This is a genomic window from Clostridium beijerinckii HUN142 (assembly GCF_000621745.1).
GTDB lineage: Bacteria > Bacillota > Clostridia > Clostridiales > Clostridiaceae > Clostridium > Clostridium beijerinckii_A.
The window spans coordinates 20,488-39,080 of the sequence record NZ_JHXK01000008.1 but is presented as its reverse complement, the minus strand read 5'-3'; the positions used below and the strand labels follow the sequence as shown (position 1 = coordinate 39,080).

15 protein-coding genes are annotated in these 18,593 nt (G+C 30.0%); 9 read left to right on the top strand and 6 right to left on the bottom strand.

Features of this window, described 5'->3' with window-relative positions:
• Window positions 1-443 precede the first annotated feature (443 nt).
• The gene (asnB, locus tag T483_RS0101840) at window positions 444-2,288 is read left to right on the top strand and encodes an asparagine synthase (glutamine-hydrolyzing) (RefSeq protein WP_026885283.1); all 1,845 of its coding nucleotides are present in this window, start codon (window positions 444-446) and stop codon (window positions 2,286-2,288) included.
• Between the two features lie 216 nt (window positions 2,289-2,504).
• Here asnB and T483_RS0101835 read toward each other — a convergent pair whose 3' ends face one another.
• Window positions 2,505-2,807: a hypothetical protein gene (locus T483_RS0101835; RefSeq protein ID WP_026885282.1), complete on the bottom strand. Its 303-nt coding sequence runs from the start codon at window positions 2,805-2,807 to the stop codon at window positions 2,505-2,507.
• Window positions 2,808-2,961: 154 nt separating this feature from the next.
• Window positions 2,962-5,574 carry a calcium-translocating P-type ATPase, PMCA-type gene (locus tag T483_RS0101830; RefSeq protein ID WP_026885281.1) on the bottom strand — a complete coding sequence of 871 codons (2,613 nt, stop codon included), beginning with the start codon at window positions 5,572-5,574 and terminating at the stop codon, window positions 2,962-2,964.
• 233 nt (window positions 5,575-5,807) lie between these two features.
• Here T483_RS0101830 and T483_RS0101825 point away from each other — a divergent pair, with 233 nt between their 5' ends.
• The 4 genes from T483_RS0101825 (at window position 5,808) to T483_RS0101810 (ending at window position 9,216) form a co-directional block, all read left to right on the top strand.
• Window positions 5,808-6,227: a YaaR family protein gene (locus T483_RS0101825; RefSeq protein ID WP_026885280.1), complete on the top strand. Its 420-nt coding sequence runs from the start codon at window positions 5,808-5,810 to the stop codon at window positions 6,225-6,227.
• Between the two features lie 595 nt (window positions 6,228-6,822).
• Window positions 6,823-7,821: an ABC transporter substrate-binding protein gene (locus T483_RS0101820; RefSeq protein WP_026885279.1), complete on the top strand. Its 999-nt coding sequence runs from the start codon at window positions 6,823-6,825 to the stop codon at window positions 7,819-7,821.
• Window positions 7,796-8,551, top strand: a complete 756-nt coding sequence (locus T483_RS0101815) for an ABC transporter permease (protein ID WP_026885278.1) — start codon at window positions 7,796-7,798, stop codon at window positions 8,549-8,551. The genes T483_RS0101820 and T483_RS0101815 overlap by 26 nt, the downstream gene beginning before the upstream one ends.
• Window positions 8,548-9,216 carry an ATP-binding cassette domain-containing protein gene (locus T483_RS0101810; protein WP_026885277.1) on the top strand — a complete coding sequence of 223 codons (669 nt, stop codon included), beginning with the start codon at window positions 8,548-8,550 and terminating at the stop codon, window positions 9,214-9,216. The genes T483_RS0101815 and T483_RS0101810 overlap by 4 nt, the downstream gene beginning before the upstream one ends.
• Before the next feature lie 37 nt (window positions 9,217-9,253).
• On the opposite strand, the gene T483_RS0101805 is transcribed toward T483_RS0101810, so the two are convergent.
• Window positions 9,254-9,505 (bottom strand): hypothetical protein, encoded by a 252-nt coding sequence (locus tag T483_RS0101805; protein ID WP_026885276.1) that lies wholly within the window; start codon window positions 9,503-9,505, stop codon window positions 9,254-9,256.
• 98 nt (window positions 9,506-9,603) lie between these two features.
• Between T483_RS0101805 and T483_RS0101800 the strand changes: the two genes are divergently transcribed.
• Window positions 9,604-11,310 carry an ABC transporter ATP-binding protein gene (locus T483_RS0101800; RefSeq protein ID WP_026885275.1) on the top strand — a complete coding sequence of 569 codons (1,707 nt, stop codon included), beginning with the start codon at window positions 9,604-9,606 and terminating at the stop codon, window positions 11,308-11,310.
• A 51-nt stretch (window positions 11,311-11,361) separates the two neighbouring features.
• Here T483_RS0101800 and T483_RS0101795 read toward each other — a convergent pair whose 3' ends face one another.
• The 3 genes from T483_RS0101795 to T483_RS0101785 all read right to left on the bottom strand — a co-directional run bounded on the left by T483_RS0101795 (window position 11,362) and on the right by T483_RS0101785 (window position 15,692).
• Window positions 11,362-11,793: a hypothetical protein gene (locus T483_RS0101795; RefSeq protein ID WP_026885274.1), complete on the bottom strand. Its 432-nt coding sequence runs from the start codon at window positions 11,791-11,793 to the stop codon at window positions 11,362-11,364.
• Between the two features lie 531 nt (window positions 11,794-12,324).
• Window positions 12,325-13,353: a branched-chain amino acid aminotransferase gene (locus T483_RS0101790; protein WP_011968386.1), complete on the bottom strand. Its 1,029-nt coding sequence runs from the start codon at window positions 13,351-13,353 to the stop codon at window positions 12,325-12,327.
• 440 nt (window positions 13,354-13,793) lie between these two features.
• Window positions 13,794-15,692 (bottom strand): NAD(+) synthase, encoded by a 1,899-nt coding sequence (locus T483_RS0101785; protein ID WP_026885273.1) that lies wholly within the window; start codon window positions 15,690-15,692, stop codon window positions 13,794-13,796.
• Between the two features lie 317 nt (window positions 15,693-16,009).
• Between T483_RS0101785 and T483_RS0101780 the strand changes: the two genes are divergently transcribed.
• The 3 genes from T483_RS0101780 (at window position 16,010) to T483_RS0101770 (ending at window position 18,571) form a co-directional block, all read left to right on the top strand.
• Window positions 16,010-16,441, top strand: coding sequence for an NfeD family protein (locus T483_RS0101780; protein WP_026885272.1), 432 nt, complete (start codon window positions 16,010-16,012; stop codon window positions 16,439-16,441).
• A gap of 3 nt (window positions 16,442-16,444) precedes the next feature.
• Window positions 16,445-17,398, top strand: coding sequence for an SPFH domain-containing protein (locus tag T483_RS0101775; protein ID WP_026885271.1), 954 nt, complete (start codon window positions 16,445-16,447; stop codon window positions 17,396-17,398).
• 354 nt (window positions 17,399-17,752) lie between these two features.
• Window positions 17,753-18,571 carry an EcsC family protein gene (locus T483_RS0101770; protein ID WP_026885270.1) on the top strand — a complete coding sequence of 273 codons (819 nt, stop codon included), beginning with the start codon at window positions 17,753-17,755 and terminating at the stop codon, window positions 18,569-18,571.
• Window positions 18,572-18,593 lie beyond the last annotated feature (22 nt).

Genomic DNA, 18,593 nt, shown 5'->3' with positions numbered 1-18,593 from the left:
ATATACATATCTAGTATGTTACAGATAAGAAATAGTATTCATGTTTATCAAATATATAAGTTTTTAATTCTTTGTAGTATTTTTTAGATGGAGAAGTTCTTTACGCATTAATGCGTTTTTTATGAATGTGAAAAGTTCTTAATTAGTTTATCTAGCTTTTTTGGTGCGGATAATTTTTAATTGTACTTAATAAGCTCCTAATTGTGCTTAGAACTTTTTTTAGATGTGAAATGATCTTGGTTATACTTCGCACTCTTTTTAACTGTGAAATGATCTTAATTGCACTTCGTGCTCTTTTTAACTGTGCGTACTTTTTCAGAAGTGTAAAGATCTTAATTGTGCTATCGCACTTTTTCAAGAAGTGTAAAGATCTTAATGTGCTGTCGCACTTTCTTTAAAGGTGCATATTTTAATAGTATCAATACTATTAGAAGGTGAAATGAATGTGCGGAATTGCTGGATTAGTAAATTTTAAAAAGAATATAGTACAAGATAAAGATATATTAAATAATATGATAAAGACTTTGGAGAAGAGGGGACCTGATGCAAAAGGATATTATATATCACCAAATGTTTTATTAGGCCATAGGAGGCTGATAGTTGTAGATCCTGAAGGTGGATTACAACCTATGACTAAAATATTTGAGGGTAAGAAATATACATTAGTTTATAATGGGGAGCTATATAATACTGAGGACTTAAGAAAAGAATTAAAGGCTAAAGGATTTACTTTTGATTCTTATTCAGATACTGAAGTGTTGCTTACATCGTATATTTGTTGGGGGAAGGACTGCGTAAATAAGCTTATAGGTATATTTGCATTTGGAGTCTTTGATGAAGATAAAAGAGAAGTTTTTTTAGCAAGAGATCAAATGGGGGTTAAGCCATTATTCTATACTGTTCATGATAATACCCTTGTTTTTGGATCAGAAATAAAAACTATTTTAGCAGATCCAAGGGTTAAAAGAGAAATTGATATGGAAGGATTAACTGAAATATTTGGACTTGGACCTGCAACAATACCAGGAAGCGGAGTATTTAAAAATATAAAAGAAATTGCACCAGCTAATTGTTTATTAGTCTCAGGTGATGGAAACATTAAAAAGTGGGAATATTGGACAGTTGAAGCAAAAGAATTTCATGAAACACCAGAAGAGGCAATAGTTCATGCAAGAGAGTTATTAATAGATGCAGTAAAAAGACAATTGGTTGGAGATGTACCTGTTTGTACATTCTTATCAGGAGGGTTAGACTCTTCAATTATATCAGCGATAGCTGCGGAAGAATTTAGGAAGCAGGGAAAGCAGCTTACTACTTATTCTATTAATTATGAAGATAATGAAAAATATTTTAAAGCGTCATTATTTCAGCCTACATCAGATGAATACTGGTCAGAAGAAATGGCGAAATTTATTAATAGCAATCATAGAAAAGTGGTTTTAAATCATTCGGATTTAGCAGCTGCATTAAGAGATGCTGTAATATCAAGAGATTTACCAGGAATGGCAGATATTGATTCATCAATGCTTCTATTTTGTAAGGAAATTCGCAAGGATTTTGTAGTTGGCCTTACAGGAGAATGTGCTGATGAAATCTTTGGAGGATATCCTTGGTTTACAAGGGATGAGATGTTCTATTTAGATACATTCCCATGGTCAAGGTTTGTTAATGATAGAAAAGCTATAGTTAATAAAAGCTTAAAAAATATGCCATTAGAAGAATTAGTTAGAGAACAATATAAAAAATCTTTAAGTAAAGTACCTCACCTTGATGGGGAGAGTAAGAGAGATTATAGGATGAGAGAAGTATCATATTTAAACTTAAAATGGTTTATGGTGCAGCTTCTTACAAGAAAAGATAGAACTAGTATGTATAATGGGCTAGAGGCAAGAGTACCATTTGCAGATATTAGATTGGTTGATTATGCTTTTAATTTACCAGCAGATGTAAAATTATATAATGGTAGAGAAAAAGGATTGTTAAGGGCAGCGTTTGAAGGAATATTGCCAAATGATATTATATACAGAAAGAAGAGTCCATATCCTAAGACACATAATCCAGTTTATACAGACATTGTATGTAAGATGATAACTGAGATTTTAGATAAGAAGTCTTCACCAATTCATGATATTATTGATGAAAAGGTAGTTAGAGAAATAATATTAACAAAAGGAGATTCATATAAAGCTCCATGGTATGGACAACTAATGACTGGGCCACAATTACTTGCTTTCTTAATTCAAGTAAATATTTGGCTTGAAGAGTATAATGTTAATCTACTAATATAATTTATAAGCTGATTATAAATAGAAGTTTTGTTATGCATCTACCACTTTTCGAACGAATGTGAGAAAAAATTGCCAGGCGAATATGTTTTCTTTTTATTCTCTTTATAAAATGTAATCTTCCTAATCAGACTTTTTAATAATTTGTTCGCAGATTTGGAATAAATATAAATTCGTAGAGAATTAAAAAAAGTTCTGCCAAACGGCAGAACCTTTTTTCTAGATATATTTAAACTTTACAGATATTTCTTTGATTTCACCTTTGGAATTTTTTCTGATTGAAAATTGTTTTATGTCTTTAAAATCATTTTCTAATTGATAAGTTAATTCAGTAATAGTAGCTTTAGCTTTCTTAGTTAAACCACCATCTTCAATAATTTCAAATCTTGATTTTCTGCAAGTTGTTTCATCATTTTTATCATCAATAATTACATAATATTCAGGTGCTTCTTCTATAACCATATATTCCTTATTTAAAGTTAAAGTTGAACAAAGATCGTTATCTATACATTTTATTATCATTTTAATACCTCCTAAATCCCTTTTATATGATAGATTGTACTATAGATATTAGCTTGTTTCAACTATAATTGAAAAGATAAAAAAAGTTTGTCAATATTCATAAAAACGACCATTAGAATAATGTAATAAATGTAATATTATAACTATCCTATATCTACTTATGGTATTTAATCAACTTAAATATTTCGTTAAGTAAAAATGGTATTAGAGAGATACATATTACTAGTAACCAATCCCTGGCGCTTAAAATAAATACATTAAATACGTCAGCAAAGAAAGGAATTATAATTATTAGAAATTGAACACACATACCAAGTAAAATGGACAGTAATAAATACTTGTTTGTGAATACTCCAAGCTTCAAAAGAGATTTTTCCCTGCTTCGCATTGAGAGTGAAAAAAATAATTGAGAAAAGCTTAAAACCACAAAAGCTAGAGTTTGAGCGTGAACTAGGGAATTCATATATAGCCGTTCACCAAGAAGAAAAGCAACTAATGTTACACCACCAATTAGCACACCATTTAAGGCTAGAAATAACCCCATGTGTTCTGCAAAAAGTGATTCTTTCGGATTTCTAGGTGGATACTCCATTACGCTTGAATCCTTTGGATCTACACCAAGAGAAAGTGCTGGGAAACTGTCTGTTATTAAATTCACCCATAAAATATGAATTGGTAATAATGGTGGATCAAAATTCAATAGAATCGCTACAAATAAAGAAATTATTTCACCTAAGTTACATGATAGCAAAAATATTATAGCTTTTCTTATATTTGCATAAATATTTCTTCCTTCCTCCACGGCTTTGACTATTGTAGTAAAATTGTCGTCTGTTAAAATCATATCAGCAGCCCCTTTAGCAACATCAGTGCCTGTGATACCCATAGCAACACCTATATCAGCAGCCTTTAAAGATGGAGCATCGTTAACGCCATCACCAGTCATAGATACAATGTTTCCATGGAACTTAAATGCTTTTACAATTTTAACTTTATTTTCTGGAGAAACTCTAGCAAATACCTTATAGTTGTTAACTATTTTATTAAATTCTTCATAACTATAGCTGTCAATTTCGGCACCAGTCATGCATTCATTTATACTATTTGCAATTCCAAGTTCACTAGCAATTGCGAAGGCAGTATTTTTATGATCTCCAGTTATCATAATTGGAGTTATTCCAGCTTGCTTGCACAAAGCAATTGATGGTTTAACTTCTTCTCTAGGAGGATCTATCATTCCCATTAAGCCTACAAAAGTTAAATCTTTTTCAAGTGAGTCTATGCTGACACTTTCATCATTTATGTCTTTATAGCTTAAACCAAGGACTCTTAAGGCTTCGTCAGACATCAGGTTAGATATTTTTAGGATTTCATCCTTTTTTTCTTGTGTAAAATCAATTATTTCTCCATTTAATAAGATTTTGTTTGAAAGTTTAAGTAAATTATCAATAGCTCCTTTGGTGAAAACTTTAAAATGTGAATCATATTTATTTACTGTAGTCATGAGCTTTCTATCGGAGTCAAAAGGAATTTCATCAACCCTTGAGTGATCTGTGCTTAAATCTTCTTTATATAAGTCATACTTGATTCCAGCATCCAGCAAAGCAATTTCAGTAGGATCTCCTGTTTTACTACCATCTTTTGAAGTAGCATCATTGCATAAAATCATTCCTTCAAACAACAATTTGGTATCATTATCACCTAGATCGCAATTATCAATAGATACAAGTTTATTATTTATACAGCATTTTTTTATTGTCATTACATTTAAAGTTAAGGTTCCAGTTTTGTCAGAGCATATTATATTAACAGAGCCTAAAGTTTCAACGGCTGGAAGTTTTTTTACTATAGAATTTTGATTTATCATTCGCTGGACTCCCATTGCGAGTACTATTGCAACAATTGCTGGAAGCCCTTCAGGAATTGCAGCAACAGCTAAACTTATAGCTGTTAAAAGCATTTCGAACCAATCTCGTCCTTGAAACATTGATATGACAAAGATTAACACGCAAATACCTACAGCTCCAAAGCCTAAAGTTTTTCCAAGAGATGCAAGTCTTCGCTGCAATGGAGTCGTATTGTCTTCCTCTTTATTTAGCATATCAGCTATTTTTCCTATTTGTGTATTCATTCCAGTATTTACAACGACACCAGTTCCGCGTCCGTAAGTCACTAGAGTGGACATAAAAGCCATGTTTATCATATCACCTATGGGAATATTGTTATTTGCAAGTGTGACATTACTATCTTTCTCGGCAGGGACAGATTCACCAGTAAATGCTGATTCATCTATTTTTAAATTAGCACTTTCAATTAATCGCAAATCAGCAGGGAGATATCTTCCTGCATCTAGTACAATAATATCACCCACAACAACTTCTTCAGAAGGTATTTCTTTTATAATACCATCTCTCTTGACTATTGCTTTTGGAGTAGATAATTTTTTTAATGCTTCGAGAGATTTTTCTGCCTTAGATTCTTGAAACACTCCTATTAGAGCATTTATTAAAATTACAAGCAGTATCACGATTGTGTCACTATATTCGTGCATAAATGCAGAAATAATTGCTGCAACTAAAAGTATATAAATCATAACATCGTTTATTTGGGATAAGAATAGCTGCCAAAGGCTCTTTTTCCTTTGAGAAGCTAATTTGTTTTCTCCATATTTTTCAAGGCGCTCCTTTGCCTCTGATTCAGAAAGGCCAACATCGGGATTAACATTTAATTTTTGTAAAACTTCTTGTGAAGGTGTGTCAAACCACATGGATAACATCACTCCATTCATAATTTAATATATACATATATATATTAGAGATTTAATGAATTTATATACATGGGAAAAAATGAAATATACATATCAAAATAAAATATTAAGTAGAGAAAGTAACCGGATTTTGATATAATTAGTTAGATATACAATAAAAAATAACTAGTTATATTTATAGTTTTAAACTTTAGATAAACTTTATTTTTGAGTTAGGAGAGGATTGAATATACATGGAGATTGGTAGAGTGCGAAGAGGTACCGTAACTTCTGAGAGAAAAATTGTTTCTGAAAAAAAAGATTTTTCCCAAAGTTTTAGTCAGGAAAGACATAAAAAATCAGAAGAACAACTCAAAAAAATGATAGATGACATAAAAAAAAGGGGTAACAGACTCGTAACTACTAAGACTTATGTTGATGTGGTTATGTATAAGAAGATGATAAAAGAATATTTAGAATCAATACTAAAGTTCATGTATGAGACTAAAAAAGATATTAGCTTTTGGCAGACTCAGTATTTTGTAACTGTTGATACTGTTGATGGAAAACTTGAAGAATTAACAAAAGCACTCCTTTCTGATGAAAAAGATAATATAAATATAGCGTCAACAATTGATGAAATTCAAGGTATGATTGTTGATATATATAGGTAATAAATGATACAAATGTTGCTATAACATATTCACATTTACAAGGTCATTAAGTTGAGTGCTCAATCAAGACGGGAATGTGGAAATCCAATTTCAGTGAGTATATAAATGTATATTTTTTATAAATAGAAATATATTAGAACATGTTTAATAATTATTTTACATGTTCTTTTGTCGTTTTTAATCTGTATTGAAATATAGATATCCAACTTTAAAACTAGACTTATGTGATAACTTACCGGAATCATAAATATTTTGATTCCGAAAAGCTATGAAAATATTGCTGAAGGTTCTAAGCAGCAGGTTCTATCCAATTTAGCATGCTCCAACTTTCAGTTTGACAAGCTAAAGTGGAACAACCTACAGCTAAGAACCTTTAACAGCTCATTTTCAAATGTTTTCTTCACAAATATATTTATGATTTCTAGTAAAGATATACGCATAAGTATAGATTATAGTTGAATATCCATACAGATTTGGTATTTCGATTTTAATATGTTATTATAATTAATAGTGAATATCAATTAATTAATATTACTATTAAATATTTTGATTTAATTTTTAATTTAGATATTAATATTTTTTAGGGGGAATTAAAATGAAGAAAAAGGTATCATTATTTTTAATTATGATATTGTGTGTGTTTACATTTGCAGGTTGTGGCAGTAGCTCAAACCAAAGCAAATCTGAAGATAATAAAAAATCAACAAAAGATATTAGTTTTGTAACACCAGATGGGCTTACAGCTATAGCTGTAGCTAAACTTATAAAAGAAAAACCAGAAATTAAATCTGGATATAATATTAATTATACTATTGAGCAAAACTCTGACAGCTTAGTTACAAGCGTTATGAAGAGTGAGCCAGATATTGCAATTGTACCTTCAAACGTAGCAGCAACTGTGTTTAATAAGAATAAGGAATATAAGATAGCAGGGACAGTTGGATTTGGATCATTTTATATAGGGTCAACTAATCAAAATCAAAGTATTGAGGATTTAAAAGGAAAAGAAGTTTACAATATTGGGAAGGGATTAACACCTGATATAATTGCAAGAACAATACTTAAAGAAAAGGGTATTGATGTAGATAAAGAAATTAACTTTAGTTATGTAAATACAGTAAATGAACTTGCACCAATAATTTTATCAGGGAAATCAGAATATGCAGTAATACCAGAACCAGCTTTATCAACTGTTCAGAGTAAAAATGAGAAGTTTAACGTAATGTTAAATTTAAATGAAGAATGGAAAAAAATAAATAACTCTCAATATGGATATCCTCAATCAACAATCATAGTTAAGAAGGAATTGCTAGAAAATGATAAAGAATTTGTCTCAGAACTTTTAAAGCAAGTTAAAGATTCAGAAGAGTGGATATATAATAACAAAGAAACGGCTGGAGATTACTGCGAAGAAATAGGAGTTTCTGCAAAGAAACCAATAGTAGTGAAAGCTATTGACAGATCTAATATAAAATACGTAGGAATAAAAGATTGTTATAAAGAATATGAAACTTATTTCAAAAAATTAAATGAGTTTGATCCAAAAACAATAGGAGGAAGTATGCCAGATGATGGGATATTCATGGAAAAGTAGATTTTATACTTTATTATCATGTGTATTTTTCATAGGGATATGGCAGCTCATTGCAATAATAATAAATAATGATATATATATTCCAAGATTAGAACAAGTATTTGAAGCTATTAAGAATATTTTTAGTGATAAAAATTCGTTAAAGATCATTTTTAGCAGTTTTTATAGGACTACGACTAGTTATGTATTAGCTTTGGCTTTTTCAATGATTTTAGGGGTGCTCGCAACAGTGTATCCCTTTTTTAAGTATTTAATGGAACCTGTAAATTCATTTAGTAAGACAATTCCAACTATGGTGTTAGTAGTTCTTTCATTGGTGTGGTTTGATAAGGATAGTACACCATTTGTTGCGGGATTTGCTATCATTTTTCCAATCCTTTATGAAGGTATACGAAATAATCTTTTGCAAATAGATAAAAAAATAATGGATATGACTAAGATATATGAAGTGAGTTTAAAGAATAAAATTAAAAAAATTTATATTCCAACTATGAAATTTTATTTTATGAGTATATTTGTATCGACATTTTCATTGACTTTTAAAGTTGTAATTGCAGGAGAAGTATACGGGCAGCCAAAGTTTGGGATAGGGTCACAGATACAGGTAGAAAAAGTTAACTTTAATACTTCAGGAATTTTTGCGTGGATTGTAATTATTGTTATTGTATCTCTAGTTTTAGAGTTTTTAAATAAGTTATTAAGGAAAAGAACATATAGGTGGTCCAAATGAATATAAGCATTAAAAATCTAGATAAGTCATATGGAACTGAGAAAATTTTTGAAAATTTCAACATAGATTTTTATGACGATAAGATAAATTGTATAATAGGAAAATCCGGGTGTGGAAAGAGTACTCTTTTAGATATTATAGCAGGTCTAACAGATGCTCAAGGTGGAAATATAAGCGGCGTTTCATTAAATGATATAAGCTATATATTTCAGGAAGATAGGTTAATTGAGTGGCTTACTGTTAAAGAAAACTTAGAAATTGCATTAGAAAGGTATTTCAAGGATTCTATTTTAGATAATAGAATTGATGAAGTACTAAATTTGGTTGGAATTTATGATACAAAAAATAAGTATCCAAATGCACTTAGTGGAGGAATGAGACAAAGAGTTAATATAGCAAGGGCATTTGGAAAGCCATCAAAAGTAATTTTAATGGATGAACCTTTTAAATCTTTAGACTATAAATTGAAATATTCAATAATTGATGAGTTCAAAAATTTGTTATCAAAAGAAAAGAGAATGGTTATATTAGTTACTCACGATTTAGATGAAGCTATATATTTCCAAGGGAATATAATAGTATTTAACAATAGGCCAGTTAAAATAGAAGGAACATTTAGTGAAAATTTGGATAAATGTAAAGAAGAAATTTTAAAGATAATATAAAAGTTGTATAGTAGGGATGTACTACTATTACATACTTTTAATTATATATACAAATCTTGCTTCCAACTAAAACAAATAAGAAGCTGGCTATCACAAAGCTGGAAATACCTAAAAACTTTTTGTTTGCATTTAATAAATTAATGCCAAGTAGTGTATCACAAAGGCCTAGGCAAATAAAGATTAATGGAAAAAAGTAATCTGGATCAGATTTACTTGCTATAATGTTTAGCGAAAATAAAGGCAATAGTATTGCCAAGCAGAAGCTTATAAAATAAAATAGCTTTTTCATGAAAGTTATTCACCACCTTACAATTGGAAAATTATGTATCATGTTTTAATTATATACAAGCTATATAAATTTTATTCCTTAGGGAAAGGAGATTTTAAATGATAAAAAAATTTATTTCATTTTATAAACCATATAAATTACTATTTATTTTAGATTTAGTAGTAGCACTTATCGCATCTTTATGCGATTTAGTATATCCAGTTATGACAAGGGACCTTGTCAATGAATCAATTCCAAATAAAGACTTAAGAACAATTATTGTATTTGCTATAGCGTTACTTATAATCTTTGGAATCAAAGCTGCATGTGGGTATTTCATGCAGTATTGGGGACATGTTGTAGGTGTTAGAATGCAGGGGGATATGAGAAGACATATATTTAAGCACCTTCAAAAATTACCTAATAGCTTTTTTGATAATAATAAAACAGGGGATATAATGTCTAGAATCATTAATGATTTAATGGATATTTCTGAGCTTGCTCATCATGGGCCAGAAGATTTATTTATATCAATAGTTATGCTTATAGGTTCATTTATAATATTGTGTACAATTAATATACCTCTTACAGTTCTAATATTTGCATTCATACCATTTATAGTATGGTTTACTTTGTATGAGAGAAAGAAGATGAATAAAGCTTTCCTTGAAACTAAAGTAGAAACAGGAGCAGTCAATGCAAATCTTGAGAATAGTATTTCGGGAATAAAAATATCGAAAGCATTTGTAAGTCATGAAGCCGAAGAAGAAAAATTTGAAAAAGGAAATAAAAAGTTCATTAATGCCAGAGAAAGAGCATACAAAGTAATGGCAGAATATTCTTCTGGTGCAGGATTTGGGATGGACGTGCTAAGTTACGTAGGTTTAATAGGAGGAGGAATATTTACACTTATTGGACTTATAAACATTGGAGATTTTATGGCATATATGCTGTTTATAAAAATCTTTATGACCCCAATAAAGAAACTTATTGATTTTATGGAGCAATTTCAAAATGGAATTACAGGTTTCCAAAGATATATAGAAATAATGAGTCAAGATAAAGAAAAAGATAAAGCAAATGCAACTGAACTTGAAAATGTTCAAGGGGAAATAGAATTTAAAGATGTTAATTTCAGTTATGAAGGTAAAGAAGTTTTAAAAAATATTACTATCAAAATAAATAAAGGAAAGATGTTGGCATTAGTAGGAGCTTCAGGTGGAGGTAAAACAACATTTTGCAATCTTATCCCAAGATTTTATGAAGTTGATAGTGGAGATATTTTAATAGATAATAAGAGTATTTATGATGTTAAATTAGATTCTCTTAGAGAGAATATTGGAATAGTTCAGCAAGAAGTTTTCTTATTTACAGGAACAATAAGAGATAATATACTGTTCGGAAAGACAGATGCAACTGAAGAAGAATTACTAAGAGCTGCTAAGATGGCTAATATTCATGAATTTATAAATACATTACCAGAAGGATATGATACCTACATTGGTGAAAGAGGTGTTAAATTATCTGGTGGGCAAAAGCAGCGTATTTCCATTGCAAGAGTTTTTCTTAAGAATCCTCCAATATTAATTTTGGATGAAGCAACATCAGCATTAGATAATGCAACAGAACGCATAATTCAAGAATCCCTAGAAAAGTTATGCGCTGGAAGGACAACCATAGTAGTTGCACATAGATTGTCTACCATTAAGAATGCAGATGAAATTATTGTACTTGGAAAAACAGGTATAATAGAAGCAGGAACCCACGAAGAATTAATGGAGAAACAAGGAGAGTACAGTAATTTACATAGACTAGCAGCAGTATAGACTTTAGACAAAAAGAGGTTGCCAAAAACAATGTGTTTTGGCAACTTCTTATTAGTTATTAGATTCATTTTTTAATGAATTTAGTAATTGTACTTTTTTATATAGAGTAGATACATCCACATCAACATCCATAGCTTGAGCAAGCTTGTTATGCAATTCAGTTTCAGCAGGATTCTTCTCGCTAGTTTCAGAATCTTTTATTTTATTGTTGAATTTTGCCTGAACCAACCTAGAGTTTTCTTCACTTTTCAATCTTGCCATATTTTCCAATTCATTTGAAAAGGCCGTTGAATTGTCATTCGATGATGATTGTGAAGCTGATGAATGTAAAGTATTGTCAAAAGATTTGGCGTTATTTTGTTTTTTATTGGAAGGATTTCGAGGGTTAGTATAAGGTCTCTTTATTATCTTATTATCTATAGCAGCACCAGATACACTAGCAACAATATATTCACTTCTAGAAATTATTCTGTTATCACTCATATAATATCCCCTCCCTAAAATTATAAATTCAGCTTCAAAATTAGTATCAATATATTACTTATATATTCGTATATCTATTAGAAAAGTTTACTAAATATTCTATAATATAATGTATATTTATTTGATTAATATAATATAACAAGAGAGTAAAATATATGCGGGAATAACAAGTTTATGTTCAGTATTATGAAGATCAAGAATAAAAGGTTCAAGCTCAATTGGCAGATATGATATATAGATGTGAATTATATGATTCATTCTTTATAAAGTTATTTAGCTTAAATTAACTGATAGTTTAAGCTAAAGTTTAGTGAAGTAAACTTTTTAGAAGATTTATGTATGGATAACACAATTGTGGAGTGTACTGATACTTTGGAATATATTTTATCTAGAAATAAGATGAATAAGTCTAAGTTCAAAGTTTGATATCTATAGGGAGTTATTTTGATAAAATGGAACTGAATTAGAGTATAAAAAAATAGTATGAACTTTTAGCAAGTTCATACTATTTTTAACTTTATTATATAAGTATTATTCTACTTCGTATATCCAGCCTTCTGGAGCTTCAACATCACCAAGTTGAATTCCTAAAAGTAAGTCATATAATTTTTGTGTTATAGGACCAACTTCAGTTTCGCTAAAGAATACATGTAATTTATCGTTATGTTGAATTCCACCAATAGGAGTTATTACTGCAGCAGTACCGCAAGCACCAGCCTCTTTAAATTGATCTATTTCATCAATAAATACTTCTCTTTCATAAACAGGCATTTTTAAATAATGTTCAGCAATGTAAAGAAGAGATCTCTTTGTTATACTTGGCAAAATGGATGGTGATTTAGGAGTAACGAATTCATCATTTTTAGTTATTCCAAAGAAGTTTGCAGCACCTATTTCTTCTATCTTTGTATGAGTAGCTGGATCTAGGTAAATACAATCAGCAAATCCTTTTTTTACAGCTTCAGCATGAGCTTGTAATGAAGCGGCATAGTTACCACCAACTTTATTTCCGCCAGTACCATGAGGAGCAGCTCTATCAAAGTCATCTAAAACTATATAATTGCAAGGAGATACACCATCTTTAAAATAAGGTCCTACTGGTATACAAAATACACCGAAAATATATTCTGGAGCAGGTTTAACACCAATATTGTTACCAACCCCCATTAAATATGGTCTAATATATAATGTTGCACCACTTCCATAAGGTGGTACATATTTTTCATTTGCCTTTACGACTTGTTTAACTGCATCGATAAATTTTTCTTTTGGAATATGTGGCATAAGAAGTTTATCACAGCTTTCATTCATACGATCTGCATTTAAGTCAGGTCTAAATAATTGGATTTTGCCTTCTTTTGTTGTATATGCCTTAAGTCCTTCAAAACAACTTTGGCCATAGTGAATAACCGTAGAAGCTTCACTTATACTAAGCATATTGTCTTCAACAAGTTTTCCTTCATCCCATTTTCCATCTTTCCAAACTGAAATATAACGAAGATCTGTTTTTATGTAATCAAATCCTAATTTACCCCAGTCTATATCAGCTTTTTTCCCCATTTTATATTCCTCCAAATCTATAAGGCTTATTGCCATTGTTTATTATTGTTATTTAATAACATCTATTTTAGCACTATCCAAAAAAAAATTCCACACATTTGAAAAAAGTACGCACCTATAAAAAGAGCACGAAGTGCAATTAAGATCTTTTCGCAGTTAAAAAAGTGTAAAGCACAATTAAGAAATTATTAAACACAACTATATAGAGATTTTGTACATTTACCAACTTTTAAGTGAATATCTTAACTAGAAATCATATATATTTTTGTGTAGAAAACATTTGAAAATGAGCTGTTAAAGGCTCCTAGTTGTAAGTTGTTCAAATTTAGCTTGTCACGCTGAAAGCGGGAGCATGCTGAATTGGGCGCAACTTGCAACTTAGAGCCTTCAGCGATATTTTCATAGTTTTTCGGAACAAAAATATTTATGATTTCAGCTAGCTATTCCCAAGGCTTAGCATCTGATGGCATACGCCAGTCACCTCTAGGACTTAAAGAAATACTTCCGACTTTAGGTCCATCAGGAAGAGCACTTCTTTTAAATTGTTGAGTAAAGAATCTAAAAATGAATTTATCAAGCCATTTTTGTATTTCTTCGCCAGAGTAATCATCCTTAAAAGCAGCCTTAGCTAAAAAGAATATTCTCTCTTTAGTTGAGCCATGTTTAATGAAGTGATATAAGAAGAAATCATGAAGTTCATAAGGACCTACAATATCTTCTGTTTTTTGAGCGATTTCACCGTTAGCATCCTTAGGTAATAATTCAGGGCTGACAGGTGTGTCTAATATATCCATAAGAATATCCTGTACAACTTCGGTAGATTCATGTTGAGCTACATATTGAACCAAATATCTTACAAGAGTCTTTGGAATAGATGGATTCACAGAATACATTGACATATGATCTCCATTATATGTACACCAGCCAAGAGCAAGCTCTGATAAATCACCAGTACCTATTAAAAGTCCTCTTTCTTTATTAGCAATATCCATTAAAATTTGAGTTCTTTCTCTTGCTTGAACATTTTCGTAAGTTACATCATGAATGTCTTTATCATGACCAATATCCTCGAAATGTTGAAGAGATGCTTTAACTATATTTATTTCCCTAAGGTCTGTACCTAATTCCTTACATAAATTAATAGCATTATTGTAAGTCCTATCAGTAGTACCGAAACCAGGCATAGTAATGGTTACTATATTTTTTTTATCAATACCAAGTAATTCAAAAGTCTTTACTATTACAAGTAAGGCTAGTGTGGAATCTAATCCCCCTGAAATTCCAACTATTGCTTTTTTTGAGCTTGTATGTTCTAATCTCTTTGCTAAGCCAGCAGCTTGAATATTAAATATTTCTTTGCAGCGAACTTCTCTTTCTTTTTCGTAAGAAGGTACAAATGGATGTTTATCTACGAATCTATCAAATGTACTTATTGAAACACCACTAAATTCAAATTTAATTGTGCTAGGTTTCTTATTGATAAACTTAGATGAATCTCTAAAACTCAAATTTTTCATTCTTTCAGACTTTAATTTGAATACATCAACTATAGAATATATTACTTCGTTTTCTCTTTGAAATCTGTCATTTTCTTTTAATAATGAACCATTTTCACTTATTAATAAATGCCCGCTAAATAATACATCCGTAGTGGATTCATGAACACCAGCAGAAGAATATATATAGCTGCAGATTGACCTAGCACTTTGATTTGATATTAGGCTTTTTCTATAATCCATCTTACTAACAAGCTCATTTGATGCAGAAAGGTTTCCAATTATATGAGCACCCATAAGAGAAAGATAAGAGCTTGGTGGAATTGTTACCCACAAGTCTTCACAAATTTCAACTCCAAAGTTTGCGATGCTTGATGAAAAAATTAAGTTTACTCCAAAAGGAACATCTTTTTGAAATGGTAAATCTACTCTTTCATCCTCAACTGAAAGACCTTCAGTAAACCATCTTTTTTCGTAGAATTCACTGTAATTTGGAAGATATGATTTAGGAACTATTCCTAAAACCTTTCCTTTAAACAATAAAAAGGCACAATTGTATAAACTACTTCCACAGAGAAGTGGAGCACCTACAGCAATTAAAGTATCATAGTCTTTAGTAGATTCTAATATTTCAAAAATTCCATCTAAAGCTTTGTTTATCAAGTATTCTTGTAAAAACAGATCTCCACAAGTATAAGCAGTTAAGCAAAGTTCTGGAAAAACTATAAATTTACTTTCGTTTTTTACTGCATCATCTATGCACTGTAAAATATTTTTAACATTATAATCAACATCTGCAACTCTAGTTTTAGAGCAAGCAGCTGCGACCTTTATAAAATCCATTTAATCACTCCTTGCAATTATAAAATTTAAGTTTTTTATCGGTTTAACAAAATATAGTTATAATATAATTAAATATGTTTTAAGTATATTTTGCTTAGTAAACATAAACATATCCTAATAATTATATACTAACATGTTTGTGAAATCAAAAGAAGATAAAAGGTATAAAATAACTCTTTTTGAGTTAATAAATATCTTGATATATTTATAAATATACTGTATAATATAAAATAAGATTACAAATTCCAGTATGTATGTAAAAATTGGACAGTAAATCTTAGAACTAATATTGTAATGTTTTTAAGGAGGGAAATTGTATGGGGGCGGCAGTTTTTTGGTTAATTATAGCTATATGTGTATTTGCGATAGATATATTAACTAGTAATTTTTGTTTTACATTATTCTCAGTGGGTGCTGTCGCAGCTGCAGTGTGCGGGGTGATGGAAGTACCATTTATAATTCAAATAATAGTATTTTCTGTACTGAACATAATATCATTTGCAATTGGATACCCGTTACTCAAGAAGAAATTTAAAGTAATAAACGAAAGAATACCACTTATGGAAGAAACATATGTAGGAAAAGTTATGATAAGCGAAAAAGAGATTAGCGATAAAGCCCAAGTAAAAGTTGGTGGAGAATATTGGACTGTAGTAAATGAAGGCGATATGATTCACAAAGGGGATGAGTTTATTATCACAGGAATAGAAGGAATAAAATTAAAAATTAAAAAGGTTCAGGAGGACTAGGTTATGAGTGTTATTATAATTTTAGGAGTTATGTTACTATTAATATTAATAGTAGTTATATCATCAATTAAGGTTGTAAATACAGGATATTTATATGTTGTAGAAAGATTTGGACAATTCCAAAGAGTGTTGGAGCCAGGTTTACATTTTATTGTACCATTTGTGGATTTTGTTAGAAGAAGGGTTTCTACAAAACAACAAATTTTGGATGTTGAACCTCAATCGGTTATAACTAAAGATAATGTTAAAATATTAGTAGACAATGTTATATTTTATAAGGTATTAAATGCAAGGGATGCAGTTTATAATATTGAAAGCTATCAATCAGGTATTGTATATTCAGCTACAACTAATATGAGAAATATATTAGGTAACATGACTTTGGATGAGATTTTATCAGGAAGAGATGCTATAAATCAAGATCTTTTAAGCATTATTGATGAAGTTACTGATGCTTATGGAATAAAAATACTTTCAGTTGAAATTAAAAATATAGTTCCACCAGCTGAAATTCAACAAGCAATGGAAAAACAAATGAGAGCTGAAAGAGATAAGAGAGCTATGATTCTTCAAGCTGAAGGATTGAGACAATCTCAAATAGAAAAGGCTGAAGGAGAAAAGCAAGCTAAAATATTATCTGCAGAAGCAGAAAAGCAGGCTAATATAAGAAGAGCAGAAGGTTTAAAAGAATCTCAATTATTAGAAGCAGAAGGTAAGGCAAAGGCTATAGAACAAATAGCTATTGCAGAGTCAGAAGCTATAAGAAAAGTAAATAAAGCTATTATTGAGTCTGGAACAAATGAAACTGTTATAGCATTAAAGCAAGTTGAAGCACTTAAAGAAATGGCTAACAGCCCAGCAAACAAACTTATACTACCAAATGAGACTTTATCATCTCTTGGAAGTATAGCTGCAATTGCGGATATGCTTAAATCATCAGCATCAGCAAAAAAATAAATATAAATTAAGAGAGCAAGTAAATTGCTCTCTTTTAAGTAGTGAACCAAAATCTTTGATTTTGTGTGAATCAGTTAAGCAGACATCTCGAATCTATGATTTGATGATGGTCGCTTACTCTGTGAGTACTCAGCGAACGAAAGTGAGTCGAGTTTCCTTTAAGTAGAGAACCAAGGGAGAGCGTACAGATTTTAATTTATTTGCTCGAACTTTTACATATTAATATATATGATTTTTGGTAAATCAATTAATTATGTTTGAGATACCGTTTTTGGTTCAATTATTATATTATATAAGTAGGTTAATTAAATACAGTAATTTATTATTTATAGAAGGGATTCGGTATAGCTGCGCATGGATTATAGGGATAAAAGAAAAGAAAGAATATTAAATAGTCAAATGAAAAAGTTAATAAAAAGAGAAGAAAAGTTCTTTTATAAAAAAGAAAATGAATATATAAAAAACAAGATACTACCTGTAAAAGAGCAATTAGAGGAAAAGATACCGAAAAATATGATAGAAACTTTTGAGAAAGCATTTGAAAAGGGCTTCTATTATGTTTTTGAAAAAGGTACTGCAGTAATAGAAAAAAGTTATAATTCAGAGAAAATTAAAAGTGAAGCAGATATAGATGAGTATATTTTATCTAAGCAGATGAATAACAAAAATTTAAGCAGAATAGATAAAAGAGTGAAAAAAGGTGTGCTTATAAATAAAGGAATCACAGCGGCTGAAGGGACATTACTCGGTATACTAGGAATTGGAATACCGGACATACCTGTATTTATTGGAGTAATACTAAAAACTGTGTATGAGATTTGTGTAAATTATGGATTTGATTATAAATCTAAGGATGAAAAGGCATTTATATTAAATATAATTTGTGCAAGTTCTATAAAAACAGATGAAAAAATTCTATATTCAAATGAAGCAGATAGAATTGCGTATAATATTGAAAATAAGCATGGTCTTAATATTGATATAAACGAATTAATTGAATCAGCTTCAAAATGTCTATCTGAAAATATAGTTGTATCAAAAGTTATTCAAGGTATACCTATAGTAGGAGTGTATGGTGGGATATCAAATTATAGATTGCTAGCAGATATAAGTGAAGTGGCAAGTATAAAATATAAAAAAAGATTATTATCTAAGTTAAAAAATACACTTTAGGTATAGATATGGGAGTTATTTT